Below are 23,333 nucleotides of genomic sequence, written 5' to 3'. Positions count from 1 at the left end.
TATCCTGTTTGGCGGTGGCCATATCGTGCGGTGTATGCGGCGCAGGCCTGCGGGACGGCGCCCGGTTCTGTGACGCCTGCGGTTCGCCGGTCGCTTCCCCGGACAGTCACGCCGAGTACAAACAGGTCACCGTCCTCTTCGCCGACGTCGTGCGCTCGATGGACATCGCGGCGACCGTCGGTCCGGAACGGCTGCGCGAGATCATGGGCGAGGTGTTTCGCCGCTCGTCGGTGATCGTGCAGCGCTTCGGCGGAACGGTGGACAAGTTCACTGGCGACGGCATCATGGCCGTCTTCGGCGCGCCGATCGCGCTCGAGGATCATGCGGTGCGCGCGTGCCGCGCGGCACTTGATATTCAGACCGACGCGCAGCACCTCGCGGCGGAGGTCGAGGCTCGCGATCACATCAGCCTGGCGCTGCGGATCGGATTGAACTCGGGTGAGGTGATCACCGGCGAGATCGGCTCCGGGCCAATGTCATACACCGCCATCGGTGAGCAGGTCGGCATGGCGCAGCGGATGGAATCCGTGGCGCCGCCCGGCGGCGTGATGGTCAGCGACTCGACGGCGCGGCTGGTCGACACGAGCGCGAAGTTGGGCGAACCGGAGCTCGTGCACATCAAGGGTGCACGGGATCCAGTCCCGGCCCGGAGGCTGTTGGGGATGGCGACGGGCCGTCGACGCGATCGGGTCGAGCCGACGTTCGTCGGTCGGCAATGGGAAATGGGGGCTCTGGCCGGTGTTCTCCAGCGGTCGATGAAAGGGAATGGAAGCATCGTCGGACTGGTCGGGCCGCCGGGCATCGGCAAGAGCCGCATCGTCCGTGAGCTGACAAGACAGGCCAAGGACGCCGGCGCTGAGGTCTTCGCGACCTACTGCGAGTCACATACGACGGACCTGCCGTTGCATGCCGTGGCCGAACTGCTGCTCGATATCACCAGTGCCGCCGGGCTGGACGCTCCTGCCGCTCGTGCGCAGGTGCGCGAAAGATTTCCGGATGCCGACGAAGAGGATCTCGCCCTTTTCGCCGATGTGCTGTGCGTCGCAGACCCCGACGTCGCCGTCCCCCAGATCAACCCCGACGCCCGGCGGCGGCGGCTGGCCGCGATGGTCAATGCGTCTGCCCTGAATAGGCGTTCGCCCGCTGTGTACATCATCGAGGACGCACACTGGATCGACAGTGTCAGTGAATCGTTGCTTGCCGACTTCTTGGCGATCGTTCCGCAAACCAGTTCGTTGGTGGTGATCACTTACCGGCCGGAATACACCGGCGCATTGGCGCGTGGGCCGCGGTCGCAGACCATAGCGTTGGAGCCGCTCGACGATTCCCAGATGTCGGAGCTCAGTGCCGGTCTACTCGGCAGGGATTCGTCGGTCGCAGAGCTCGTCGGTCTGGTCACCGAACGCGCGGCGGGCAATCCGTTCTTCGCCGAGGAGATCGTCCGGGATCTGAGCGAGCGCGACGTGCTGGTGGGCGGTCGCGGCTGCTACCTCTGCGTCGGTGCACCGGCCAACGTCCACGTGCCGCGAACACTGCAGGCGGTCATCGCCGCCCGCATCGACCGGTTGGCACCTGCCGCCAAGCGCACCCTGAACGCCGCCGCGGTCATCGGGTCTCGCTTCACGCCCGACATGCTGGTGTCTCTCGAGATCGAGCCTGCGTTGGTTGACCTCGTCGCCGCGGAGCTCGTCGACCAGACCGCCTTCAACCCGCAACCCGAGTACGCATTCCGCCATCCGCTGGTCCGCGCGGTCGCATATGAGTCACAGCTGAAATCCGATCGCGCACAACTGCATCGCCGCGTCGCGGCCGCGATCGACCAGACCGGCCAGAACGCCGCGCTGGTCGCCGAGCATTTCGAAGCCGCGGGCGACCTGGTGGTGGCCTACGACTGGCACATGCGGGCAGGGGCGTGGTCGATCAACCGCGACCACGCCTCCGCCCAGCTGAGTTGGGAACGCGCCGTCGAGGTGGCCGACGCGATGCCCGCCGATGATCCCGGTGTTCTGTCCATGCGTATCGCCCCGCGTTCGCTACTGTGCAGCAACGCTTTTCGTCGAATTCAACCGGAGTCGACTCATTACGAAGAGTTGCGAGAGCTGTGCACGGCAGCGGGTGACAAGGCTGCGCTGGCCATCGGGATGGCCGGTATGGTGATGGAACACGTCATGCGTGGACGGCATCGCGAGGCATCGCGGTTGGCGTCGGAGAACATGGCGTTGATCGACTCGATAGGAGATCCAGCGCTGACAGTGGCGCTGTCCTTTGCGTCGTGCGTCGCGCAAACCCAGGTAGGCGAAATGGACGACGTCCTGCGATGGTCGCAGGCGGTCATCGATCTGGCCGACGGCGAGTCGGAAGGCCGAAGCATCATCCTCGGCTCGCCCGTCGCGATGGCCTTGGCGCTTCGCAGTGTGGCTCGTTGGAGTATCGGCCTGCCGGGCTGGCGCGACGACAAGCGCGACGCGATCGCTGTCGCACGCGCGTCCGACGCCGTCAGCTACGTCGCCGTGCTCACGTACTGCTATCAGGCGGCCCCCCACGGAGTGTTGACCGTCGCGCAGTCGGATCTCGACGAACTCGCCGCCGCGACACAGATGGCAGAGCGGTCCGCAGAAGACGTCGCACTGGTCATGATCAAAATGATCATGGGCATCGCTCTTGTCCTGAACGCCTCTTCGGACTCCGATGTCGGGCACCAGCTGATCGCGGAGTGCTGCGAGACGAGCACAACAGAGCAATATGCCTTGAACACGGTTGACGGTCTGCGTGTGTACCCGGTCATCCGGATGCTGGAGATGGGCGAGGTCGGCGAAGCCATCAGCGAGGCACGCACAGTTGCCGACAACCTCTTGCGCTCCGCCAACTTCATCAACCTCGACTTCGGCACGAGGGTCCTTGTCGAGGCACTTGTGACGCGTGGCTCGCCGAGCGACCTGGACGAGGCTGACGAAGCGATCACGAGGTTGGCGGAATCCGTGCCGAACCAGGCGTGGGCGGTCCGAGACATCGTCGTGCTTCGAAGTCGGGCCCTGGTGGCGCGAGCCCGCGGCGACGAATCCGCATACCGCGACTACCGGGACCGCTATCGCACCATGGCGAACGAGCTCGGCTACGAAGGCCACATGACGTGGGCCGCGGAGATGGACTAGCCTTCCAGTACCGCCATGGCGGCGTTGTGGCCGCCGAGGCCGGACACCGCACCGCCGCGGCGAGACCCCGACCCGCACAACACAATCCGGTCGTGTGCCGTCGCAACACCCCATCGCCGCGCAGGTGTGTCAAGCAGGTCGTCGTGCTCGACAAACGGCCAGTTCAGTGCGCCGTGGAAGATATGGCCCGCCGTCATACCCAGGATCTGTTCCAGATCCTGGGTGGTCTTGGCCTCGATGCACAGCCGGCCTGACGCGTCTTCCATCAGAACATCCTGAATCGGTTCGGCGAGAACAGAATTGAGCGAATGGAGCACGGCCGAGGTCAGATCTTCGCGCAGCCTGTCGGGATCCGCGCCTGTCGCCAGGCTGTGAGGTGCGTGCAGCCCGAAGACGGTGATCGTCTGCGCGCCTGCGGCCTGCAGCTCATCGGACAGGATGGACGGGTCGGTCAGCGAGTGGCAGTAGATCTCGCACGGCAGTGGGTCGGGAATGGAGCCGGTCGCCGCCCGGGCGTAGGCGGCGTCGAGCTGGCTGTAGTTCTCGTTGATGTGGAAGGTGCCGCCGAAAGCCTGCTCGGGTGTGACGGTTTCGTCGCGCAGCCGGGGCAGCCGCCGCAGCAGAAGGTTGACCTTCACCTGCGCCCCAGGCGCCGAAGTCGGCCTCGGATCGCCGACCAACTCCGCAAGCACCGTCGGCGTCACACCGGCCAGAATGTGTTCGGTGTGCACGCGATGTGGTTGACCGTCGAGCTCGTAACACACCTCGCCGTCCGGGTCGATCGCGTAAACCTCTGCGTTGGTGGTGATTTCGGCGCCGAAGCCGGCTGCGGCGGCGGCCAGCGCTCCGCTGACCGCGCCCATGCCACCGATCGGGACGTCCCAATCTCCGGTGCCGTTGCCAAGCAGGTGGTACAGGAAACAGATGTTCTGCTCCAGCGATGGATCATCGACCTGCGCGAAGGTGCCGATCAATGCGTCGGTGGCCATCACGCCGCGGACCAGATCGCTGTCCACCGCATCGCGGATCGCCTGCCCGATCGGCCGGTCGATCAAGGCCTGCCACGTCTCCTCGGCCTCGGGATCGCCGCCGGCGAGAACGAGCTTGATCGCGTCGTCCCTGGTCAACAGCGGGGCGGTCATCGTCGGCCACAACCTGGTGGTGACGATCCTGGCGCGGCGGTAGAACTCCGCGAAAGGTCCGGCGTCGCTTTGTGCGCCGACGGCCGCGAACGTCGGTTCCGGTCCGATCAACAGACCGGTCCGGCCACCGGTCGCCGGATCGGGCGTGTAGGACGAGTAGCGGCGCCGCGCCAGCCGTACCCGCACGCCGAGGTCGTCGATGATGCGCTTCGGCAACAGGCTGACCAGATACGAGTAGCGGGAGAGGCGGGCGTCGATTCCCTCGAACGCGTGCGCCGAGACCGCCGCACCGCCGACGTGGTCGAGCCGCTCCAGTATGCGCACCCGGCGCCCGGCACGGGCGAGATAGGAGGCGGCGACCAAAGCGTTGTGACCCCCGCCGACGATGACGACGTCGGTCTGCGGATCCGTGATCAACCGAGGTAGCCTTCGACCTCGTCGGGTGGGCGAAGATGGGCCTCACGCGGGTCGCCGCCGGTCTCCCGCAGCGCCCGGCGCTGCCGCAGCAGGTCCCAGCATTGGTCCAGCTCGACCTCAAGCGCGCGCAGACGCGCATGCTCCTCGTCCGGGCTGATCTCATGCCGTTGCAGGCGGGCGCGAAGTTCGCGCTCCTCGTCAACCAGCTCGCGGATATGGTTCAGGGGATTGTTGTCAGGTGCCACGGGTCCAGTGTGCCTGCTGAGACGGTCGGACTTATCGCGATTGACGCGTAACGTAGCCCACCGTGGCGACGAAACCCGAGGTTGAATTTCCAGATGGGCCCGCACCAAGCGGGTTGGCCATCGACGACGTGGTGGTCGGCGACGGCGCAGAGGCGGTGCCGGGCGGGACGGTGACTGTGCACTACGTCGGTGTCGAGTACGACACCGGCGAGGAGTTCGACAGCTCCTGGAATCGCGGTGAATCCATCGAATTCCCACTGCGCGGGCTGATCCAGGGTTGGCAGGACGGTATCCCCGGAATGCGGGTGGGTGGACGCCGCCGACTCGTCATTCCACCCGAGCAGGCGTACGGACCGGCCGGCGGGGGTCACCGATTGTCTGGCAAGACTTTGATTTTCGTCATCGATCTGCTGGACGTCCGCTAACTGCTCGACGGCAAATTCTCCTGGTCAAACAGGGGTTCATCGGTCGTTTGCCGGGGTGGCGGACCATCTATTCGACACCAGGAGGTCCAATGACGGGTTCCGATGTCTCTCGTACGGTCACGGGCAATCGCACTGCCGCCAAGTTTTATCGGCGCCCACCCGGCGCGGCGTGGTTACTGGCGTTGCTGGCAATCCCGCTGCTGCTGGCGGTGATCGGATGGGCCGGCCTGAAAAAGCCGGACGCAGAGGCCAGTCTCGTCCTGCCGAGCATCAATCCGTCGGCGACGCTCAGCATCAACGCCCCCGACGTCAACGCACCGACCGTCGATGCACCCGATCTGAACTTCGCGCCGCTGTCGATCCTGCGCAGCGGCAGGGGCTTTACCCTGTGGGGTGAGCTACCGGACATCGCCACCAAGAACGGGTTGCTCGACAGCCTCAAGCTCGCGTTCGGACCAAACATCGAGCTGACCGACAATCTGAACGTCAAGGCCGGTGTCAACGCACCGGACTTCGCGGCGCTTGGCTCGATCCTGGGGGCAGCGATCGACATTCCGGATTTCCACGTCGATCTCAACGGCGACACCGTCACGCTCGAAGGCACTGCGCCGTCTGAGAAGTCGAAGTCTGAAGTGGAAGCCGCGGTGAAGGCCGCCTGGCCAAAGACAAAGGTCGTCAACGAGATAACGGTGTCTGCGGCGTCGACAGCACCGGCCGCACCGGCTGCACCGGCACCTGCGCCTGCCCCCGCACCTGCGACTGCCGGGGGTCCGTGCGCGACGCTGCAGGCCGACATCACCGCGCTGCTGAAGACGCCGATCAACTTCCAGACAGCCGGATTCAGCCTGACGCCCGCATCACGGCAACAGCTGACGCAGATCGCCGACAGGTTGAAGGCCTGCCCCGACCCCAAGGTCGCGGTGGTCGGGCACACCGACAACAGCGGCAATGACGCGATCAACATCCCGCTCAGCAACGACCGCGCCAAAGCCGTTGCGGACTATCTGGTTTCGCAGGGTGTCGTCGCCGACCGGGTGACCTCGAAGGGAGTCGGTTCAGCAGAACCGGTCGCTCCCAACGACACGCCTTCGGGCAAGGCGCAGAACCGCCGAGTCGCGATCACGGTCAGCTAAGGAGATCGACATGGACTTCATCATTGCGTGGTTGTGGTACCTGGCGGCCTTCGTGGTCGGCTCGTTGGTCGCGTGGTTGATCACGGTGCTCACGATCAAGCCGACATCTGAATCCGAAGCGCTGGCCGATCTTCCCGGCGCACGTGAGCTGGGGGCGCAATGATGCAAAACGTCAATGGGTGGCTGATGGCCTTGGCGTTCCTGCTGGGGCTGGCGCTGACGCTCGTGCTGGTGATCCGCAGGGTTAGCCATGAGGTACCCGAGTACGCGACGGCAGGTGTCGGTGCGGCGGCCGCGGGAGCCGCCGGTGCGGCCAAGCTGACGGACGGGGGATCCGCGGGTGTCGTCGAAGACGAACCGTACGGCGCGGGTTCGATCCGGGTGAAGGCGACGGCGACGGCTCCCGACGGCGGTTACGACATCAAGGGCAACGAGGACTCGATGCTCTACCACACGACCGAAAGCCCGTCCTACAAGCAGACGATCGCCGAAGTCTGGTTCCGCGACGAGTCATCTGCGCGGGCGGCGGGCTTCAACCGCTGGGACAGCGGCAAGTCGCAACGCGATAAGACGTAGCTAACTCGGCCCGGGCAGCCGCAACAACAACCGCGCGCCGCCGAGCGGGCTGGCATGTAACGACGCTGTGCCGCCGTGCAATTCGGCTTGCTGGGCCACCAGTGCCAGGCCGAGGCCCGAGCCCGAGACCGACGCCGTCGACCCGCGGGAGAAGCGTTCGAACACGATGTCGCGCTCCTCTTCGGGGATGCCGACACCGTCGTCGTCGATGGCGATCTCCACCCCCGCGCGGGAGCTGACAGCGGACAGCTGTACCCGGGTGGCGCCGCCGTGCTTGACCGCGTTGGCGATGGCGTTGTCCACGGCCAGTCGCAGGCCTGCGGGTAACCCGACGATGATCACGGTCGGCGCGGGCACCAGCGACACGTCCAGATCGGGGTAGACGCGCATCGCGTCGTGTGCGGCGCGGTCGAGCAGCTCGGCGATGTCGACAGGGACGTGGTCGTCGGAGGTCGACAACTCGCCCTGCGCGAGGCGTTCCAGTGCGCCGAGCGTTTCCTCGACACGGGACTGGGTCCGGATGACGTCGTTGATGACCTCCTTGCGTTGTTCGTCGGGCATGTCCAAGGTGGCCAGCACTTCGAGGTTGGTGCGCATCGCGGTGAGCGGCGTGCGGAGTTCGTGCGCGGAGACCGCCGAGAAGTCGCGTGCCGAGGCCAGCGCCGATTTCGTGCGGTCCTGCTCTGTCCAGATGCGCTCGAGCATGCCCTTGACGGCGTCGGCGACCTCGACGGCCTCGCTGGCGCCCCGCACATCGACATCGGGATGTTCGTCGCCTGCGTCGATCTGCCGGGTCTGCTGCGCGAGGCGCTTGAGCGGCCGGACCGCGAATGCAGCCAGCAGCCAGCCAAGAAACGCTGCCGCCCCGATCGCGAACCCGATGATGATCAGCACCCGCCTATGCAGGTTGTTGGTGTCGGCGATGGTGGCGTCATAGGTGGCTCCGACGGCGACCTGCATCGGCTCGGGCACCCGAATGTCGACGGTGCGGACTCGATAGCGCACCCCGTTGACATAGGTGTCGGCATAGCCTGCGGGCAGCTGCGGAAGCACGACGGTGGAGTTCGACGTCGCCTGGTCGCCCTTGCGGACGGTGATGACGGCGTCCTGGTCGTTGGGTGACTTCGGGATCTCGTCGAGGCCGCGGGGCAGGAACGGGATCGCAAATCCGGCCGCCTCGTCGAGCCGACGGTCCAGCCGCTCCTTGCGGTCGTTGGTGATGCCAACCCACACGATGGTGCCGACGATGACGAGCATGATCGCCGCGGCGACCATGCTGGCGAACGCCACGCGGGTACGCAGCGAAGGTGTTCGGGTGAAGAACCGGGACAGCGGGGGCATCGGACTACTGCGGTCGGTTCTTCGCGCCGGCGCTCATCACTATTGCCGGTTCTTCGCGCGAGCGCTCATCACCTGTTGCCGGTTCTTCGCGCGAGCGCTCATCACCCGTTGCCGGTTCTTCGCGCGAGCGCTCATCACTGTTGCCTCAGGACGAACCCAACGCCGCGAACCGTATGCAGCAGCCGCGGCGCGCCGCCGGCCTCCAACTTTCGACGGAGGTAGCCGATGAACACGTCGACCACGTTGGTGTCGGCGGCGAAGTCGTAACCCCAGACCAGCTCCAACAGCTGGGCGCGGGACAGCACGGCCGTCTTGTGTTCGGCCAGCACGGCTAGCAGGTCGAACTCGCGCTTGGTCAGGTCGACGTCGACACCGTTTACCCGGGCACGACGGCCGGGGATGTCGACCTCAAGTGGACCAACGGAGATGGTCTCCGACGAGAATGTCGCGGTGGCGCCCCTGCGACGAAGCAGCGCCTTCACCCGCGCCACCAGCTCGGCCAGCACGAACGGCTTGACAAGGTAGTCGTCGGCGCCCGCCTCCAATCCGGCGACGCGGTCGTCGACTGAGCTACGGGCCGAAAGCACACAGACCGGCACGTCGTTGTCCATCGCGCGCAGCGCGGTGACGACGCTCACGCCGTCGAGCACCGGCATGTTGATGTCCAGCACGATCGCATCGGGCCTGGTCTCGGTGGCGCTGCGGAGCGCCTCGGCACCGTCCTTAGCCGTCGAGACGTCGAAGCCGGACAGCCGCAGGCCGCGCTCCAGGGACGCGAGCACATCGTCGTCGTCGTCGACAACGAGCACCCGGGGTGAAACTGCGGCACTGTCCATGTCCGCCATCTTGCCTGATCGGCCACTGTGAAGGGGATAGGCGCGAGACGCCCTTGCTATCACCTTTGCTGCGGTCTCATCACCGGCACATCACGGCGTTCGCGACGTTCACCCGATAGCAAAGCACCGCTAATGCCCCGGTGCTAGCATCTGCGAAATCATGAGCCCGCCCATCCCACGGCTGATTGTCGAACCCGACGACGGCTTGGAACCGGTCGTCGAATTCATCAATTCGGCGCAAGACTCACTCTTAGTCAAACAATTCACATTCACTGAGCCGAGTTTGATCGCCGCAGTCATCGAAAGGAAAAGGGCGGGCGTCGACGTCCGGGTCATGCTCAATGCCCAAAGGTCGGGCGGCGACCGGGCCAACGACGACACCTACGAGCAATTCCGAAGCGCGGGTATAGCCGTCCAATGGGCGAGTAACAAGTTCTACGTGACGCATGAGAAGTCCATTGTGGTCGACGAGAAAGCCGCGCTGGTCGCCACTTTCAATCTCTGCGAGAAGTATTTCACCTTGACCCGCGACTACGGCGTGATCACCTACAACCCTTACCACGTGGCCCAGATCGTCGAGGTCTTCAATGCCGACTGGAACCATTCCGACTGGGACTGCGGGGCTTGGGAAGGGCTTTTGTGGAGTAACTCCAATTCCCGATACCACATGGCCCAATTCATTGATCTGGCGCAACAGCGGCTCGATGTGCAGCATCCGAAGTTCGTCGATGCGGTCATTCTCGAACGGCTCGCCGCGGCCGCCGATCGTGGCGTTAAAGTGCATGTGCTGTGCGGCGGTAAACACGGCATCAGCGATTGGGACGTGCTGGATACGTTTGCCTCATTGCGGACATTGCGCCGGTTCGGGGCAAAGGTTCACAAACAGAAAAACCTGCGGGTGCACGCGAAGTTGATCATCGTCGATGACGTCAAAGCCCTCGTCGGTTCCATGAACATCGACCGAAGCGCATTCGACCTGCGCCGCGAGCTCGGCATCATGACCGACGACCCCGTCGCGGTCGGCAGGCTGAAGCAGGTCTTCGACGCCGACTGGGATCTGTCCCATCACTACGACGCGCCGGATCCTCTCGACTCGGCGGCTCACCACGAAGACGACTTTCCGCACGACAAAGACCTCATCCACGAGTGAGCACGCCGCGCACGCGAGGAGCACAAACCGTTGGATGAGATCGACGCGGAGCGCGACGAGGTCTCCCTGTTCGAACTGGCATGGACGTTCAACCACATCGCGCTCGCGTCGTTCGGCGGCGGGCTGTCCGCGTGGTCGCGGGAAGTGCTTGTGGTCGAGAAGCAGTGGATGGGCGAGGAGGAGTTCCTCAGCGCCATGACGATGTGCCGGATACTGCCCGGCGCCAACCAGGTGAACATGGCCGTGTTCGTCGGCACCAAGATGAAGGGCGTCCCCGGTGCTTTCGCGTCGCTGCTCGGCCTGACCCTAGTGCCGCTGGTGTTCGTTCTGCTGATGGGTTTCATCTACTTCCGGTTCAAGGAGGTGCCCGCGGTCAAGAGCGTGCTGCACGGCGCATCGGCGGCGGCGGTGGCGATGACGATCGCGATGGTGATCCAGACCGGCCGCAAGTGCCTGACCTCATTGGTGCCGGTGCTGTTGGCGCTCGCCTGCTTTGTGCTCAACGGCGTTGCGCGATGGCCGCTTCCGGTGACCCTCGCGATCGTCGCGCCGGTCGCCCTGATCTGGGCGTGGCCCAGGAGGCGGGTGGCGTGAGCACGTATCTGCAACTCGCTGCGCTGTTCGCCTCGCTGTCGCTGCTGTCGATCGGCGGGGGAAACGCGGTGCTCCCCGAAATGCACATGCAAGCGGTGAGAAACCATCACTGGCTGACGGATTCCCAGTTCGCCGACGTGTTCTCGATCTCGCAGGCCGCGCCTGGGCCGAGCATCCTGATCGTCGCGCTGGTCGGCTACGGCGCCGGCTTGGAGGTGGGCGGTGTTCCCGGCGCGATCATCGGGGGCGTCGTCGCGACCGTGGCGATGATCATGCCCGCGGCCACGCTGGTGTACGTCCTCACCCTGGTCTGGCAGAAGGCACAGAAGTCACGGCTGCGCGCGGCGGTCGAGAAGGGTTTCGCGCCGCTGACGGTCGGGCTGATCCTGGCAACCTCACTGGTGATGAGCCGGGCTGCCGACCACGACTGGCGCGCCTACGCGCTGACCGGGCTGTGCACGGCGATCTTCGTGTTCACCAAGATCAACCCGTTGATCGTGGTGGTCGCCGCGGGCGTGATCGGGTACTTCGGGTTGGTGTGACGCGGCCTCAGCCTCCACCTCCGCCGCAGCCACCGCCACCTCCGCCGCAGCCACCGCCTCCGCCGCAGCCCGCTCCACAGCCGGTGGCCCCACCGCCGCCGAAGTAATCGCCGCTGCCCCCGCCATATGCCGCGCCGCCAAGCGCGGCACCGCCCACACCGGGATCGCCGAGGCCCATGGCTTCCCATCGGCGACGCCGCTCAGCGCGGATCCGGTTGTGCCGCTTGTTGATCAGTATCATCAGCCAAACGGCTCCCGCACTGATCGCGACCATGACGCCCAACGCAAGTGCTGCGTCTCCCATCAGCTGCCTCCCCCGCAGCCACCGCCACCTCCGCCGCAGCCACCGCCACCGCTGCAGCCGACGCCGCCGCCGCACCCTCCGCCGGCCCCGCAGCCGCCGATCATTCCCGCGCTTCCGCTGCACCGCGCGACGGGATCGCCGACGCCGTCGTGATTCTGCGTCAGGTGCAGTCCGGTCCCCGCGGTCCACGCGCCAGCTGTCCACGCCCCGCCTGCGCCGTACCGGCGGGCCCACAGCGATCTGCGGTCCTGAACGCGACCGGCCCGGTAGGCGCTACCGCCGGTCTTGCGGTCTTCGTCCGTGCGGGTCTGACCCCCGATGGGCTTGCGCGCGACGGTCTTCGGTCGGCTCCGCGCCCGCCGCATGCTGACGACGACAGCCAGTGCGACAAAGCCGGCAAGCGCACCGCCGACGATGACGGCGACGCCAGTGCTATTCATGATCGAATGCTACGGCGGTTTGCCCTGGCGGCATAGAGTATCCACATACGCCACCGGAGCAGGAACCCAGCGGATCGAGCGAATGCCGTGGTCGCAGCGCTCGATCTGCCCCTTGCTGTCTTCAAGACGTGCCCGTGGGAGCCGCGCGAGCTCGTCGAAGAGGGTTTGCGGCAATGGTTGCGGTGCTGCGCGGCGGCGCTGCGCGACAAGCAGGTCATCGGAATGCCGTCGCACGCCGTCGATGAGGCGTGGCACGGCTTTATCCTGTGCACCGCAAGGTATTCAGCGTTCTGCGACGAGGCGTACGGCCAGTTTTTGCATCACCACCCCGAAGGCGGCGCCCCGGAGAACACCCGTGCCACCGCCGATCCGATGCACGAGCAACTTCGCCGGACGGTCATCGCGTGGTCGATGGTCGCGCGGCCAGGCGAGCAGTGCGTGCTATGGGACCTCGACAACCACGTCGACGTCGAGCAGCCGTGGGGGATCGATCCGGACTGGGTCGCCGACATCGAGGCGGACCTCGCGCGGATGGATCATCGGGTTTAGGCTCCCAACCGCTCGGGAAGTCGTTGACCTCATCCATTGTTGAGGTTTTACGGTGACTTTATGAGCTTTGAATCGGTAGCGCGGCAATCCCTGTACCGACAGACGCACGCCAAGGGCGGCGATCTGCGGTCGCTGTTCGACCGCAGGCTGCTTGGTCGGATTTGGCGCTTCGCGGCGCGACATCACCGCAGGCTGGGGGTGTTCGTCGCGGTCAGCGTGGTGAGCGCGCTGCTCGGGCTGGCCACCCCGCTGCTGGCGGGCAAGGTCGTCGACGAGATCGGCAGGGGCGCGCCCGGCGTCGTCGTGGCGCTGGCCTTGGTGATCGCGGCGGTCGCCGTCGCCGAGGCAGGGGTTTCTCTGCTGTCTCGATGGCTGTCGTCGAACATCGGCGAAGGTCTGATCCTGGATCTGCGCACCGCTGTGTTCGACCACGTGCAGCGGATGCCTGTCGCGTTCTTCACCCGGACCCGCACCGGCGCCCTGGTCAGCAGAATCGGCAACGACGTGAACGGCGCGCAGCGCGCCTTCTCCGACACCTTCTCCGGCGTCATCACCAACGTCGTCACCCTGACCCTGACGCTCGTGGTCATGCTCAGGATCTCGTGGCAGGTGACGGTGCTGTCGCTGGTGTTGATGCCGCTGTTCCTGCTGCCCGCCCGGTGGATCGGACGGACCATGGCGCGGCTGTCCCGCGAGGCCGCCGTCCACAACGCGACGATGAACACTCAGATGACCGAACGCTTTTCGGCGCCCGGCGCGACGCTGGTCAAACTCTTCGGCAGCCCGGCCACCGAATCGAGGGAGTTCGAGGTGCGGGCAGGCCGCGTCCGCGAGATCGGGGTGCGCACCGCGACGTTGCAGTCCGTCTTCATGAACTCGCTGACGTTGATGTCGGCACTCGCGCTGGCGCTCGTGTATGGGCTCGGTGGCGTGCTGGCCATCGGCGGACACCTGCAGACGGGCGCGATCGTTTCGTTGGCCCTGCTTCTCACGAGGCTGTACTCGCCGTTGACGGCGCTGGCCAACGCACATGTGGAGATTGCCACCGCGCTGGTCAGCTTCGAACGCGTCTTCGAGGTCCTCGACCTGGTACCGCTGATCAAGGAGAAGCCCGACGCCGCGCCTGTGCCCGACGGGCCGGTGTCGGTGCAGTTCGACGACGTGCGGTTCGCCTACCCGTCGGCCGACAAGGTTTCGCTGGCCTCCCTCGAAGAGGTCGCGGTGTTGGACGACCGCGGGGGAGATGAAGTGCTGCACGGTGTTTCGTTCACCGCTCAACCGGGCGAGATGGTGGCGCTGGTCGGCTCGTCTGGCGCGGGGAAGTCGACGATCGCGTCGTTGATGGCCCGGCTCTACGATGTCGACGTCGACGCCGGCGCGGTGCGGCTCAACGGTGTCGACGTGCGCGACGTGACGTTCGCGTCGCTGAAAGAAACCGTCGGCATGGTGACCCAGGACGGCCACCTGTTCCACGAGTCGATCGCCTCGAATCTGCGGCTGGCCGCACCAGACGCGACCGATGAGGAGCTCTGGGAGGCCTTGGGACGCGCCCGGCTCGCCGATGTCGTCGGCGAGATGCCCGACGGCCTCGAGACCGTCGTGGGGGAGCGCGGCTACCGGCTCTCCGGCGGGCAGCGCCAGCGACTGACCATCGCCCGCCTGCTGCTCGGCCGGTCCCGCGTCGTGGTGCTCGACGAGGCGACCGCGTCGCTGGACTCCGAGTCGGAGGCCGCCGTTCAGCACGCGCTCGCCGAAGCGCTGGCTGGACGGACCTCGATCGTGATCGCCCACCGGCTGTCCACGGTGCGGGCGGCCGACACGATCCTCGTCGTCGAGGACGGCCGCATCGTCGAACGCGGGAATCACGACGCGCTATTGGCCCGCGGCGGCCGCTACGCCGAGCTATATGAGACCCAGTTCGGCAGACAAGCCGACGCCGAGGATGTCGTAGCCGCGTGAGACTCTGGGGCCAGCCGTTAATGATTTGCCGCTCGGCGGATAATTGGAATTACTTTGACTGAACCGAACGTGGATACGCTGCGGGGCTCCCCGGCGATCGGGCCGCCACCCGCCCGGCCCCGCACCGGTTCGGATCTGTGGCGGCTGCTGCCCTACATCTTTCCGTACCGGGTGCGATGGATCGCCATGCTCACCGTGGCGATCGTCAGCCTGGTGGCCACCGTGTCGATCCCGTTGATGACTAAGGCCGTCATCGACGGGCCGGTGCGACACCAGGATCAGCGGGGGCTATGGGTGCTCGGGCTCGCCGCGATCGGCGTCGGTGTCACCGAGGCCGTGCTGTGGTTCGTGCGGCGCTGGTTGATCTCGCGGGCCACGATGGGAGTCGAGGCCGACATCCGCAAGGACCTATACGCACGGCTGCAGATCCTGCCGATGTCGTTCCACGGGCGGTGGCAGTCGGGTCAGCTGCTGTCGCGAATCATGAACGATCTGAGCTCGATTCGCCGGTTCATGTCCTTCGGCATGGTGTTTCTTCTGCTCAACACACTGCAGATCATCGTGGTGACGGCCATCCTGCTCGCGATGTACTGGCCGCTGGGTGTCGTCGTGTTGGTGTCGATCGTGCCCGTCACCTTGACGGTGCTGCATTTCCAGCAGGAGAACACCCGGCTGTCGCGGCTCGCGCAGGACCAGTCCGGCCATGTGGCCACCCACGTCGAGGAGTCCGCGCTCGGCGTCCGGGTGATCAAGTCGTTCGGCCGCGAGCGCTACGCCTACGACAGGTTCGACAGACAGCTCACCGATCTCTACGACACCCAGGTGCGCCGGGTTTCGGTGTCGGCGAAGTTCTGGGCGCTTTTGGAAGTCATCCCGAACCTGGCGCTGATCGTCGTGCTCGGTCTCGGCGCCTACGCCGCGGGCCACGGATACGTCACCATGGGCACGCTCGTCGCCTTCATCACGATGATGCTGTCACTGGTCTGGCCCATCGCATCGCTGGGCTTCCTGCTGTCGATGATGCAGGAGTCGTTCACCGCCGCCAACCGGATCGCCGAGATCTTCGATGCGCCAAGGGAAATTGCCGACGGCCCGTCGACTGAGACACCGCAGGGCAGCCGGCTCGAGCTCGACGACGTCGGCTTCCGGTTCCCGAATGCAGCCGAAGATGATTGGGCCCTGCGGCACGTCGACCTGGTCGTCGAACCCGGTGAGACGGTCGCGCTCGTCGGCTCGACGGGGTCGGGGAAGTCGGTGCTCGCCGCACTGCTGTCACGCCTGTACGACGTCACCGAGGGGGCAATCCGCATCGACGGCAAAGACATTCGCGAACTGTCGCTTTCGGCGCTTCGGCAGACGATCGCCACCGCGTTCGAGGATCCGACGCTGTTCTCGATGTCGGTCGCCGAGAATCTCCGGCTGGGCAGGCCGTACGCGACCAACGACGAGCTGGCACAGGCGATCGAGGTCGCCGCCGCGCAGTTCGTCTACGACCTGCCGTTCGGGCTCGACACCCGGATCGGCGAACAGGGGATGAGCCTGTCCGGCGGCCAGCGGCAGCGGCTGTCGCTGGCCCGCGCGATCCTGGCCACGCCGAAGATCCTGGTGCTCGACGACACTCTCTCCGCGCTCGACGTGCACACCGAGGCCGTCGTCGAGGAGGCGCTGCGCCGGGTGCTTCATGCGGTCACCGGCATCGTCGTCGCGCACCGCGCGTCGACTGTGCTGCTTGCCGACCGGGTTGCCCTGCTCGACCGCGGCACCATCACCCACGTCGGGACGCACGCCCAACTGCTGGCCGGCGTGCCGCAATACCGCTATCTGCTGGCCGCCGACGACGAATGCGACGACGCCGAACGCAGCTGTACGTGGCAGGAGGACGAGGACCGCAAACGGCTGATGCAGGATCGCGAGGAGCAGGACGCCTTGAACAGGTCGCGCGGGCCGTTCGACAGAGACGGCCGTCGCTTCGTGACGACGGAGGCAGAGGGCCGATGACTGCGACCGACAATCGACCTGTCGAAGAGGCGACCGACGACACCCAGGGGTGGCGGGGCCGCTTCGACGGAGGACAGGTCGACGAGCTTCCGGTCGACGAGCAGCGGCCGCGCAGACGTGAAGCGCGGGCACTGCTCGGGTCGCTGCTGAGGCCGTACCGAAAAGTCGTGGCCCTGCTCGCCATCGTCGTTGTCGTGGAAAACGTTGCGCGCCTTTCGGTTCCGATTCTCGTGCAGCGCGGCATCGATCACGGGATTCCGCCGATCGTCGACGGTGGGTCAGCGCACGCCCTGCTGGTGATCGTGGGTGCACTGTGCGCGGTCGTGCTTGTCCAGGCCGTCAGCCGGATGTTCTTCCTATACCGCTCGGGCCGCATCGGCCAGAAGGTGCTGCTCGAACTACGGCGACGGGTGTTCCGTCACTTCCAGCGGCTCGACGTCGCGTTCCACGAGCGTTACACCTCGGGCCGCGTGGTGAGCCGGTCCACCAACGACGTCGACGCCATCGAGGAGATGCTGGAAACCGGCTTCGACAGCCTGATCACCGCGGTGCTCACCCTCGTCGGCACCTCGATTCTGCTTGTCGTGCTGGACGTTCGACTCGGGCTGATGTGCCTGGCGGCGTTCCCGATCCTCGTCGGCCTGGTGTGGTGGTTCAGCAGCGAGTCGGCGAAGACATACCGCGAGGTCCGCGAGAGCGCCGCCCTTGTCATCGTGCAGTTCGTCGAGACGATGACGGGTATCAAGGCGGTCCAGGCCTACCGGCGCGAACCCCGCAATCAGGAGATCTTCGAAGGCCTCACCGACCGCTACCGCGACATCAACGAGAAGACGATGAAGCTGCTCGCCGTCTTCATGCCCGGCGTGAAGCTGGTCGGCAACCTCACCACCGGCGTTGTGCTGCTCTACGGCGGCTACCGGGTACTGCACGGTCAGATGACCATCGGCACTCTCACCGCGTTCCTTCTGTATCTGCGCATGTTTTTCGAGCCGATGCAGGAAATCTCCCAGTTCTTCAACACATTCCAGTCGGCGACGTCCGCGCTGGAGAAGCTGGCGGGCGTGCTGGCCGAGCGGCCAGGCATCAAAGATCCGGTGAAGCCGGTGAAGCTGACGTCGGTGCGCGGTGACGTCGTGTTCCACGACGTGCAGTTCTCGTATGTGCGCGACCGCCAGGTGATTCCGGATCTGAACCTGACCGTTCCTGCGGGGCAGACCGTTGCGCTCGTCGGAACGACCGGCGCAGGCAAGACGACCATCGCCAAACTCATCGCACGGTTCTACGATCCGACATCCGGTTCGGTGACGGTCGACGGAGTCGACCTTCGTGACGTCTCCCAGAGCGAGTTGCGCCGTCACGTCGTGATGGTCACGCAGGAGAACTTCATGTTCGACGGAACCGTCGCCGACAACATCCGGTTCGGCCGCCCCGACGCGACCGACGAAGAGGTGCGCGCGGCAGCCGAGGCGGTTGGCGCGGACCGGTTCATCGACGCGCTGCCCGATGGGTACGACACCGACGTCGCCAAGCGCGGCGGCCGGCTGTCTGCGGGCCAGCGTCAGCTTGTTGCGTTCGCTCGCGCTTTTCTGGCCGACCCGGCTGTGCTGATCCTCGACGAGGCGACGTCGTCGCTGGACATTCCGAGCGAGCGGATGGTGCAACGGGCGTTGGAGACGGTGTTGTCCGACCGCACCGCTCTCGTTATCGCGCATCGGCTTTCGACGGTCGAGGTCGCCGACCGGGTGTTGGTCCTCGAGCACGGCCGCATCGTCGAGGACGGCCCGCCCGACGAACTGATCCACCGCAGCGACGGCCGATACGCCGCGCTGCACCAGGCGTGGATCGAGTCGCTGGCCTAACCGGTCACTTGAGACTGCACTGGCGGCGAAGAAGTGCGAGTGGACTCCGCCGTCAGCGCAGTCTCAACGCGCGCGAGCATCCGGCGCAGCGGTGCCCGGCTCAGCGGTAGACGAGCCCGCTCAGCCTGCGGGCCAGCGCCCGGTTCGCGGCGGGAACGCGCCCGACGATGCTGATGACGATGTTGCGCAGCGGGCGCAGGGCGCGCGGCATCGTCGCCAGCCGGGTCAGCCGATCCGTCAGCGCGATCACCTGGACCGCGATCGGGCGGCGGGCAGCGCTGTAGTCGTCGAGCAGCGAGTCGGGGGCGCCCGCAAGGACCGCGGCCAGCGCATCGCTCAGCGCGACCGCGTCCTGGATGCCGAGATTCATGCCCTGCCCGCCCGCCGGGCTGTGCACGTGCGCGGCGTCGCCTGTCAGCAGCAGCCGTCCGGTGCGATACGTGTCGGCGACCCGGTGGTGGATGCGGAAGCGAGATCCCCAGATCACGTCGGTGACCACCATTCGCCCCGCGCCGAACCCGCGGCCGTCGAGGATCGTTTGGACGAACGCCGCCGAGGGCACCTCGGGCGCGTCGACGACGGGCGCGACGATGCGAAAGCTGTTGTCGGGCAGCGGTGCCACTACCGTCAGGCCGGCCGTGGCCCAGAACAACACGACCTCATCGATCGGCGTCTCGCCCGCCAACTTCACATCGGCAAGGACGAACGATTCGCCGTAGGCGCCACCTTGGAAGCCGATGCCGGCCTGTTCGCGCACGGTGCTGTGAATGCCGTCGGCGCCGACGACGTAGCGGGCCCGGATGACGTCGCCGTCGTCGAACGAAGCAGACACGCCGTCGGCGTCCTGTGCGATGGAGGTCAGTGTCTTGGGCCGGACGACAGAACCGCCGAGCTCGACAAGCCGGTCGAGCAGCAGCCGTTCCGTCGTCGACTGCGGCACCATCAGGGTGTAGGGGTATTCGGTCGGCAGCCCGCTGAAATCGATCGGGATCAGGGTGCGTGCCCGGTCGCGGACGGTGAACCGCGGCGCCTGCACACCTTCCTTGACCAGCCGGCGGGACACGTCGAGGCCTTTGAGGACTTCGAGCGTGCGGGCGTTGACGGCACCGGCGCGCGATGTGTTCGCGCCCGCCGCCTGCCTGTCGACGATGGTGGTCGCGATGCCGCGTGCCACCAGCGAGGCGGCCAGGGTCAGCCCGCTCGGGCCCGCCCCGACGACCAGGACATCGGTGTCAAAAGTGCTGTTCATGATTCGCTCCTTCGGTTATGCCAACACTTGTTGGCATAACTATGCGCCCCCCTGCTATGGAATGTCAACACTTGTTGGCCTACACTCGTTGACATGCGCAGATCCTCGGCGGACACCAAGGCGGTGATCCTGGCTGCGGCCAGGGATCGATTCGCCAAGTCAGGCTTCGAACGGGCCACCATTCGGGCGATCGCAGCCGATGCGAAAATCGACCCGTCGATGGTGATGCGCTACTTCGGCAACAAAGACCAACTGTTCGCCGCGGCCGCCGACTTCGACCTCGACTTTCCCGACCTTTCCAGCGTCGACGCCGGCGACGTCGGAGCGGCGATGGTCGCGCATTTCATGAATCGGTGGGAACGCGACGAAGCCCTGATCGTGCTGTTGCGGTCGAGCACCACGAACGCCGTGGCGGCTCAGAGGATGCGGGAGATCTTCGCGGCCCAGCTGCTGCCGGCGCTGGCCAAGGTGAACGCCGCCGACCCCGCGCGAAGCGCCGGGCTCATCGCGTCGCAGATGCTGGGAATGGCGCTGTGCCGGTACGTCCTGCGGCTGCCGCCGATCGTCGACATGTCACGCGAGGAGATCGTGTCGTGGCTCGGGCCGACGGTTCAGCGATATCTGGATTCCTCGGCGTAGTCGACTTGTCCCGCGGATGTCGGGCTTCGTTGCGAGAATGACGAGGTGTCCGCCGCTGGCATCTCCTCCGTCGTCGCGCGCCGCACCGCGGCGGGGCTGGCCGCGATCTCCGCGGGGCTGCACGGCGTCATGCTCGGCCACGTCGGGAGCGCCGCCGCGGCCGTGCTGATCGCGGGCATGGTCGGTGCGTGCCTGTACTGCGCATGGGAACTGTGGGCGTCGGGAACGACGCGGGCGTGGTGTCTGGTGGCGCTGATGAACCTGGGCATGGTCGCCGTGCACCTGCCGATGTCGGGTTCACACCACATCACCCATGCGCAGGTGGAGGCGGTTGTGCCGCAATCGATGATCATGACCTCGGCGACGGTGCTCTCGATGGTCGAGGTGCTGGTCGCCGTTGCCGTCCTGTGCTACCGCACCCGCGGCAATGCCAGAGCGGTCGGACAACCGGATTAATCGCCGAGAACTTCGGCGAGATCTGCACCAGGGTCGTGATTCGAGCCCCGGGGACAGCCCCTGTGCAGATCTCGGCGAAATTTCTCAGCCGCGGGGAAGGCCGATGCGGCGGTAGCGGGCCAGCCGTGCGGTCAAGCGCTGCTCGTCGGGCACCGCCCGCAGCCGATGCAACTCACCGGCGATGGTGGCCGACAACCGCTTGGTGAACTCGACAGGCTCGTCTGCGGCGTCGGGATGCTCGGACACGATGACGTCGACGATGCCGTCGCGCAGCAGATCGGCCGACCGAACACCCTGTGCGGCAGCCAGTTCCGGGGCGTGGTCGACGTCGCGGTAGACGATCGCGCTGGCGCCCTCTGGCGGCAACGGCGCCAGCCAACCGTGAAGCGCCGCCAGCACCCGGTCCGCGGGCACCATCGCCAGGGCAGGTCCGCCGCTGCCCTGCCCGAGCAGGACCGACACCGTCGGCGTATCCAGGGTGACCAGCTCGGCCAGGCATCGTGCGATCTCGCCGGCCAAGCCGCCCTGCTCGGCCTCGGCGGACAGCGCAGGTCCGGCCGTGTCGATCACCAGTACCAGGGGCAGCTTCAGCCCGGCGGCCAGCGCCATGCCGCGGCGGGCCTCCCGCAGCGCGACAGGCCCGACGAGGCCGCCGACGACGCGCTGCTGGCCGAGCACCACCGCCGGTTGGCCCCCGAACCGGGCCAGCGCGAGCAGCGTCGTGGCGCCCTCGCCGAAACCAGTGCCGGACAGCAACGCCCACTCCGTTGCCCCGTGCCGCAGCAGGTGTGCGACACCGGGACGGTCCGGCCGACGCGAGGCCTGCACCGACTCCCACGCGGGCACGTCGGGCAACGGCTCCGACGGCGGCGCGGGTGGCGGCGGTCCCGGTGCGTCGGCGACCACCTTCAGTGCGCGGTCCAGCGTGCCGCGCAGACTGTCCAACGGGATGACCGCGTCGATGACACCGTGCCGTTGCAGGTTCTCCGCCGTCTGAACGCCTTCGGGAAACGGACCGCCGTAGAGGTGCTCGTAGACGCGTGGACCGAGAAACCCGATCAGCGCCCCCGGCTCCGCGACGGTGATGTGGCCCAGCGACCCCCACGACGCGAACACACCGCCGGTGGTGGGGTGCCGCAGGTAGACCAGATACGGCAGATGCGCGCGCTTGTGCAGCTCAACGGCGGCAGCGATCTTGACCATCTGCAGGAACGCGACCGTGCCCTCCTGCATGCGGGTGCCGCCCGAGCTCGGCGACGCCAGCAGCGGCAGTCGCTCGGCGGTCGCGCGCGCGATGGCCACGGTGATCCGTTCGGCGGCCGCAACGCCGATCGAGCCGGCGAGGAAGTCGAACTCGCATGCCACGACCGCGACCCGCCTGCCGAAGACCCGGCCCTCCCCGGTGATGACCGATTCGTCCAGGCCGGTCGCGGCCTGGGCCCTGGCCAGCTCGCTGCGGTACTCGTCGGTGCTCGGTACCCGCACTGGCGGGGCGTCCCAGCTAAGGAAGGAACCGTCGTCCAGCACGGCATCCCGCAGCTCAAGGGCACCGATCCGGCTCACAGGAAGACCCTATATAGGCTTGGCCCATGATTGGTGTGACCCGCGACGGCCACGTGATGACCCTGGAGATGCAACGCGCCGAGCGGCGCAACGCCTTGAACGGCGAACTCGTCGACGGATTGCGCGAAGCGGTCGAGAAGGCCGCCGCCGAGGATGTCCGAGCGATCGTGCTGACCGGCCAGGGCCACGTGTTCAGCTCGGGCGCCGACCTCACCGACGCGGCGGGTGTCGCCGAGGAACTGCCCGACAAGGCCAAGGCGCTGAACCTCGCGATCGACCAGGCGCCGGTACCGGTCATCGGTGCGATCAACGGACCTGCGATCGGGGCAGGCGTCATTCTGTCGTTGATCTGCGATCTGCGCGTCGTCGCACCCGAGGCGTACTTCCAGTTCCCCGTCGCGAAATATGGTTTGGCGCTGGACAATTGGAGTATCCGGCGGTTGACCTCACTGGTTGGAGCCGGGCGGGCAAGGGGAATGTTGTTCGGCGCAGAGCGGCTCACCTCAGATGTCGCGCTGCAGACCGGGCTGGCCAACCGGATCGGGACACTGGCCGATGCGCAGGCCTGGGCCGCGGAGATCGCCGGGTTCGCGCCGTTGGCCCTGCAGCACGCCAAGCGCGTGCTCAACGACGACGGCGCCTACGAGGAACCGAGGCCCGAGCACCAGCAGATGTTCGAGAGGGCCTGGGGAAGCCAGGACGTGATCGAGGCACAGGTCGCCCGCATCGAGAAGCGTCCGCCGAACTTCACGGGAGCCTGACCG

The 23,333-nt window shown here is 66.6% G+C and carries 23 protein-coding genes; 15 read left to right on the top strand and 8 right to left on the bottom strand.

What is annotated here, in order from left to right; translation table 11 throughout:
• The first annotated feature begins 14 nt into the window (after positions 1–14).
• The gene (locus D6M19_RS01950) at positions 15–3,152 is read left to right on the top strand and encodes an ATP-binding protein (protein ID WP_123023452.1); all 3,138 of its coding nucleotides are present in this window, start codon (positions 15–17) and stop codon (positions 3,150–3,152) included.
• Here D6M19_RS01950 and D6M19_RS01945 read toward each other — a convergent pair.
• Both D6M19_RS01945 and D6M19_RS01940 read right to left on the bottom strand, forming a co-directional pair.
• Positions 3,149–4,708 carry a phytoene desaturase family protein gene (locus tag D6M19_RS01945; protein WP_123023642.1) on the bottom strand — a complete coding sequence of 520 codons (1,560 nt, stop codon included), beginning with the start codon at positions 4,706–4,708 and terminating at the stop codon, positions 3,149–3,151. The genes D6M19_RS01950 and D6M19_RS01945 overlap by 4 nt on opposite strands.
• Positions 4,708–4,956, bottom strand: a complete 249-nt coding sequence (locus D6M19_RS01940; RefSeq protein WP_123023451.1) for a DUF2630 family protein — start codon at positions 4,954–4,956, stop codon at positions 4,708–4,710. Before D6M19_RS01940 ends, D6M19_RS01945 begins: the two co-directional genes overlap by 1 nt.
• A gap of 62 nt (positions 4,957–5,018) precedes the next feature.
• Between D6M19_RS01940 and D6M19_RS01935 the strand changes: the two genes are divergently transcribed.
• The 4 genes from D6M19_RS01935 (at position 5,019) to arfC (ending at position 7,090) form a co-directional block, all read left to right on the top strand.
• Positions 5,019–5,381, top strand: a complete 363-nt coding sequence (locus tag D6M19_RS01935; RefSeq protein ID WP_123023450.1) for an FKBP-type peptidyl-prolyl cis-trans isomerase — start codon at positions 5,019–5,021, stop codon at positions 5,379–5,381.
• Positions 5,382–5,470: 89 nt separating this feature from the next.
• Positions 5,471–6,514 carry a channel-forming protein ArfA/OmpATb gene (gene arfA / locus D6M19_RS01930; RefSeq protein WP_123023449.1) on the top strand — a complete coding sequence of 348 codons (1,044 nt, stop codon included), beginning with the start codon at positions 5,471–5,473 and terminating at the stop codon, positions 6,512–6,514.
• Positions 6,515–6,524: 10 nt separating this feature from the next.
• Positions 6,525–6,677, top strand: coding sequence for a channel accessory protein ArfB (gene arfB, locus D6M19_RS34115; protein ID WP_164478289.1), 153 nt, complete (start codon positions 6,525–6,527; stop codon positions 6,675–6,677).
• A complete protein-coding gene (gene arfC, locus D6M19_RS01925) occupies positions 6,677–7,090 on the top strand; it encodes a channel accessory protein ArfC, sunset domain variant (RefSeq protein ID WP_123023641.1) in 414 nt (137 codons plus the stop codon). The genes arfB and arfC overlap by 1 nt, the downstream gene beginning before the upstream one ends.
• On the opposite strand, the gene D6M19_RS01920 is transcribed toward arfC, so the two are convergent.
• Complete coding sequence (locus D6M19_RS01920) at positions 7,091–8,431, bottom strand: sensor histidine kinase (protein WP_123023448.1); 1,341 nt, start codon at positions 8,429–8,431, stop codon at positions 7,091–7,093. It lies immediately after the preceding gene.
• Positions 8,432–8,565: 134 nt separating this feature from the next.
• Positions 8,566–9,267 (bottom strand): response regulator transcription factor, encoded by a 702-nt coding sequence (locus D6M19_RS01910; protein WP_123023447.1) that lies wholly within the window; start codon positions 9,265–9,267, stop codon positions 8,566–8,568.
• A 160-nt stretch (positions 9,268–9,427) separates the two neighbouring features.
• On the opposite strand from D6M19_RS01910, the gene D6M19_RS01905 reads away from it, so the two are divergent.
• Genes D6M19_RS01905 through D6M19_RS01895 form a run of 3 tightly spaced genes read left to right on the top strand, consistent with a single transcriptional unit; the run spans position 9,428 to position 11,553 of the window.
• Positions 9,428–10,417: a phospholipase D-like domain-containing protein gene (locus D6M19_RS01905; RefSeq protein WP_123023446.1), complete on the top strand. Its 990-nt coding sequence runs from the start codon at positions 9,428–9,430 to the stop codon at positions 10,415–10,417.
• Between the two features lie 30 nt (positions 10,418–10,447).
• The gene (locus D6M19_RS01900) at positions 10,448–11,011 is read left to right on the top strand and encodes a chromate transporter (RefSeq protein ID WP_123023445.1); all 564 of its coding nucleotides are present in this window, start codon (positions 10,448–10,450) and stop codon (positions 11,009–11,011) included.
• Complete coding sequence (locus D6M19_RS01895; RefSeq protein WP_234834650.1) at positions 11,008–11,553, top strand: chromate transporter; 546 nt, start codon at positions 11,008–11,010, stop codon at positions 11,551–11,553. Before D6M19_RS01900 ends, D6M19_RS01895 begins: the two co-directional genes overlap by 4 nt.
• Positions 11,554–11,560: 7 nt before the next feature.
• Here D6M19_RS01895 and D6M19_RS34110 read toward each other — a convergent pair whose 3' ends face one another.
• Together D6M19_RS34110 and D6M19_RS34535 are read right to left on the bottom strand one after the other, a co-directional pair.
• The gene (locus tag D6M19_RS34110; protein WP_164478260.1) at positions 11,561–11,857 is read right to left on the bottom strand and encodes a hypothetical protein; all 297 of its coding nucleotides are present in this window, start codon (positions 11,855–11,857) and stop codon (positions 11,561–11,563) included.
• Positions 11,857–12,297 carry a hypothetical protein gene (locus D6M19_RS34535; RefSeq protein ID WP_206428416.1) on the bottom strand — a complete coding sequence of 147 codons (441 nt, stop codon included), beginning with the start codon at positions 12,295–12,297 and terminating at the stop codon, positions 11,857–11,859. Before D6M19_RS34535 ends, D6M19_RS34110 begins: the two co-directional genes overlap by 1 nt.
• An 87-nt stretch (positions 12,298–12,384) precedes the next feature.
• On the opposite strand from D6M19_RS34535, the gene D6M19_RS01880 reads away from it, so the two are divergent.
• From D6M19_RS01880 to D6M19_RS01865, 4 genes are all read left to right on the top strand, one after another.
• Positions 12,385–12,846: a UCP032817 domain-containing protein gene (locus D6M19_RS01880; RefSeq protein ID WP_234834649.1), complete on the top strand. Its 462-nt coding sequence runs from the start codon at positions 12,385–12,387 to the stop codon at positions 12,844–12,846.
• Between the two features lie 60 nt (positions 12,847–12,906).
• On the top strand, positions 12,907–14,805 hold the full coding sequence (locus tag D6M19_RS01875) for an ABC transporter ATP-binding protein (RefSeq protein ID WP_123023442.1): 1,899 nt from the start codon (positions 12,907–12,909) through the stop codon (positions 14,803–14,805).
• Positions 14,806–14,874: 69 nt separating this feature from the next.
• A complete protein-coding gene (locus D6M19_RS01870) occupies positions 14,875–16,803 on the top strand; it encodes an ABC transporter ATP-binding protein (protein ID WP_234834648.1) in 1,929 nt (642 codons plus the stop codon).
• Positions 16,800–18,662 (top strand): ABC transporter ATP-binding protein, encoded by a 1,863-nt coding sequence (locus tag D6M19_RS01865; protein ID WP_123023440.1) that lies wholly within the window; start codon positions 16,800–16,802, stop codon positions 18,660–18,662. Before D6M19_RS01870 ends, D6M19_RS01865 begins: the two co-directional genes overlap by 4 nt.
• 100 nt (positions 18,663–18,762) lie before the next feature.
• On the opposite strand, the gene D6M19_RS01860 is transcribed toward D6M19_RS01865, so the two are convergent.
• Positions 18,763–19,911, bottom strand: coding sequence for an FAD-dependent oxidoreductase (locus D6M19_RS01860; protein WP_123023439.1), 1,149 nt, complete (start codon positions 19,909–19,911; stop codon positions 18,763–18,765).
• 93 nt (positions 19,912–20,004) lie between these two features.
• On the opposite strand from D6M19_RS01860, the gene D6M19_RS01855 reads away from it, so the two are divergent.
• Both D6M19_RS01855 and D6M19_RS01850 read left to right on the top strand, forming a co-directional pair.
• Positions 20,005–20,550, top strand: a complete 546-nt coding sequence (locus D6M19_RS01855) for a TetR/AcrR family transcriptional regulator (protein WP_123023438.1) — start codon at positions 20,005–20,007, stop codon at positions 20,548–20,550.
• 45 nt (positions 20,551–20,595) lie between these two features.
• Positions 20,596–21,006 (top strand): hypothetical protein, encoded by a 411-nt coding sequence (locus tag D6M19_RS01850; RefSeq protein WP_123023437.1) that lies wholly within the window; start codon positions 20,596–20,598, stop codon positions 21,004–21,006.
• Between the two features lie 84 nt (positions 21,007–21,090).
• On the opposite strand, the gene D6M19_RS01845 is transcribed toward D6M19_RS01850, so the two are convergent.
• Positions 21,091–22,569 (bottom strand): acetyl-coenzyme A carboxylase carboxyl transferase subunits beta/alpha, encoded by a 1,479-nt coding sequence (locus tag D6M19_RS01845; RefSeq protein ID WP_123023436.1) that lies wholly within the window; start codon positions 22,567–22,569, stop codon positions 21,091–21,093.
• Positions 22,570–22,595: 26 nt separating this feature from the next.
• Between D6M19_RS01845 and D6M19_RS01840 the strand changes: the two genes are divergently transcribed.
• Positions 22,596–23,330: an enoyl-CoA hydratase gene (locus D6M19_RS01840; protein ID WP_123023435.1), complete on the top strand. Its 735-nt coding sequence runs from the start codon at positions 22,596–22,598 to the stop codon at positions 23,328–23,330.
• Positions 23,331–23,333: the final 3 nt, after the last annotated feature.

Source organism: Mycolicibacterium stellerae (assembly GCF_003719305.1).
Lineage (GTDB): Bacteria > Actinomycetota > Actinomycetes > Mycobacteriales > Mycobacteriaceae > Mycobacterium > Mycobacterium stellerae.
This window is presented reverse-complemented; position numbering and strand designations above follow the sequence as displayed.

What these genes read in the sequence shown, in the direction of transcription:
- D6M19_RS01840 (WP_123023435.1), top strand. Translation starts at nt 22,596, where the DNA reads ATGATTGGTGTGACCCGCGACGGCCACGTGATGACCCTGGAGATGCAA.
- arfC (WP_123023641.1), top strand. Translation starts at nt 6,677, where the DNA reads ATGCAAAACGTCAATGGGTGGCTGATGGCCTTGGCGTTCCTGCTGGGG.
- arfB (WP_164478289.1), top strand. Translation starts at nt 6,525, where the DNA reads ATGGACTTCATCATTGCGTGGTTGTGGTACCTGGCGGCCTTCGTGGTC.
- D6M19_RS01860 (WP_123023439.1), bottom strand. Translation starts at nt 19,911, where the DNA reads ATGAACAGCACTTTTGACACCGATGTCCTGGTCGTCGGGGCGGGCCCG.
- D6M19_RS34535 (WP_206428416.1), bottom strand. Translation starts at nt 12,297, where the DNA reads ATGAATAGCACTGGCGTCGCCGTCATCGTCGGCGGTGCGCTTGCCGGC.
- D6M19_RS01855 (WP_123023438.1), top strand. Translation starts at nt 20,005, where the DNA reads ATGCGCAGATCCTCGGCGGACACCAAGGCGGTGATCCTGGCTGCGGCC.
- D6M19_RS01920 (WP_123023448.1), bottom strand. Translation starts at nt 8,431, where the DNA reads ATGCCCCCGCTGTCCCGGTTCTTCACCCGAACACCTTCGCTGCGTACC.
- D6M19_RS01910 (WP_123023447.1), bottom strand. Translation starts at nt 9,267, where the DNA reads ATGGACAGTGCCGCAGTTTCACCCCGGGTGCTCGTTGTCGACGACGAC.
- D6M19_RS01875 (WP_123023442.1), top strand. Translation starts at nt 12,907, where the DNA reads ATGAGCTTTGAATCGGTAGCGCGGCAATCCCTGTACCGACAGACGCAC.
- arfA (WP_123023449.1), top strand. Translation starts at nt 5,471, where the DNA reads ATGACGGGTTCCGATGTCTCTCGTACGGTCACGGGCAATCGCACTGCC.
- D6M19_RS01905 (WP_123023446.1), top strand. Translation starts at nt 9,428, where the DNA reads ATGAGCCCGCCCATCCCACGGCTGATTGTCGAACCCGACGACGGCTTG.
- D6M19_RS01865 (WP_123023440.1), top strand. Translation starts at nt 16,800, where the DNA reads ATGACTGCGACCGACAATCGACCTGTCGAAGAGGCGACCGACGACACC.
- D6M19_RS34110 (WP_164478260.1), bottom strand. Translation starts at nt 11,857, where the DNA reads ATGGGAGACGCAGCACTTGCGTTGGGCGTCATGGTCGCGATCAGTGCG.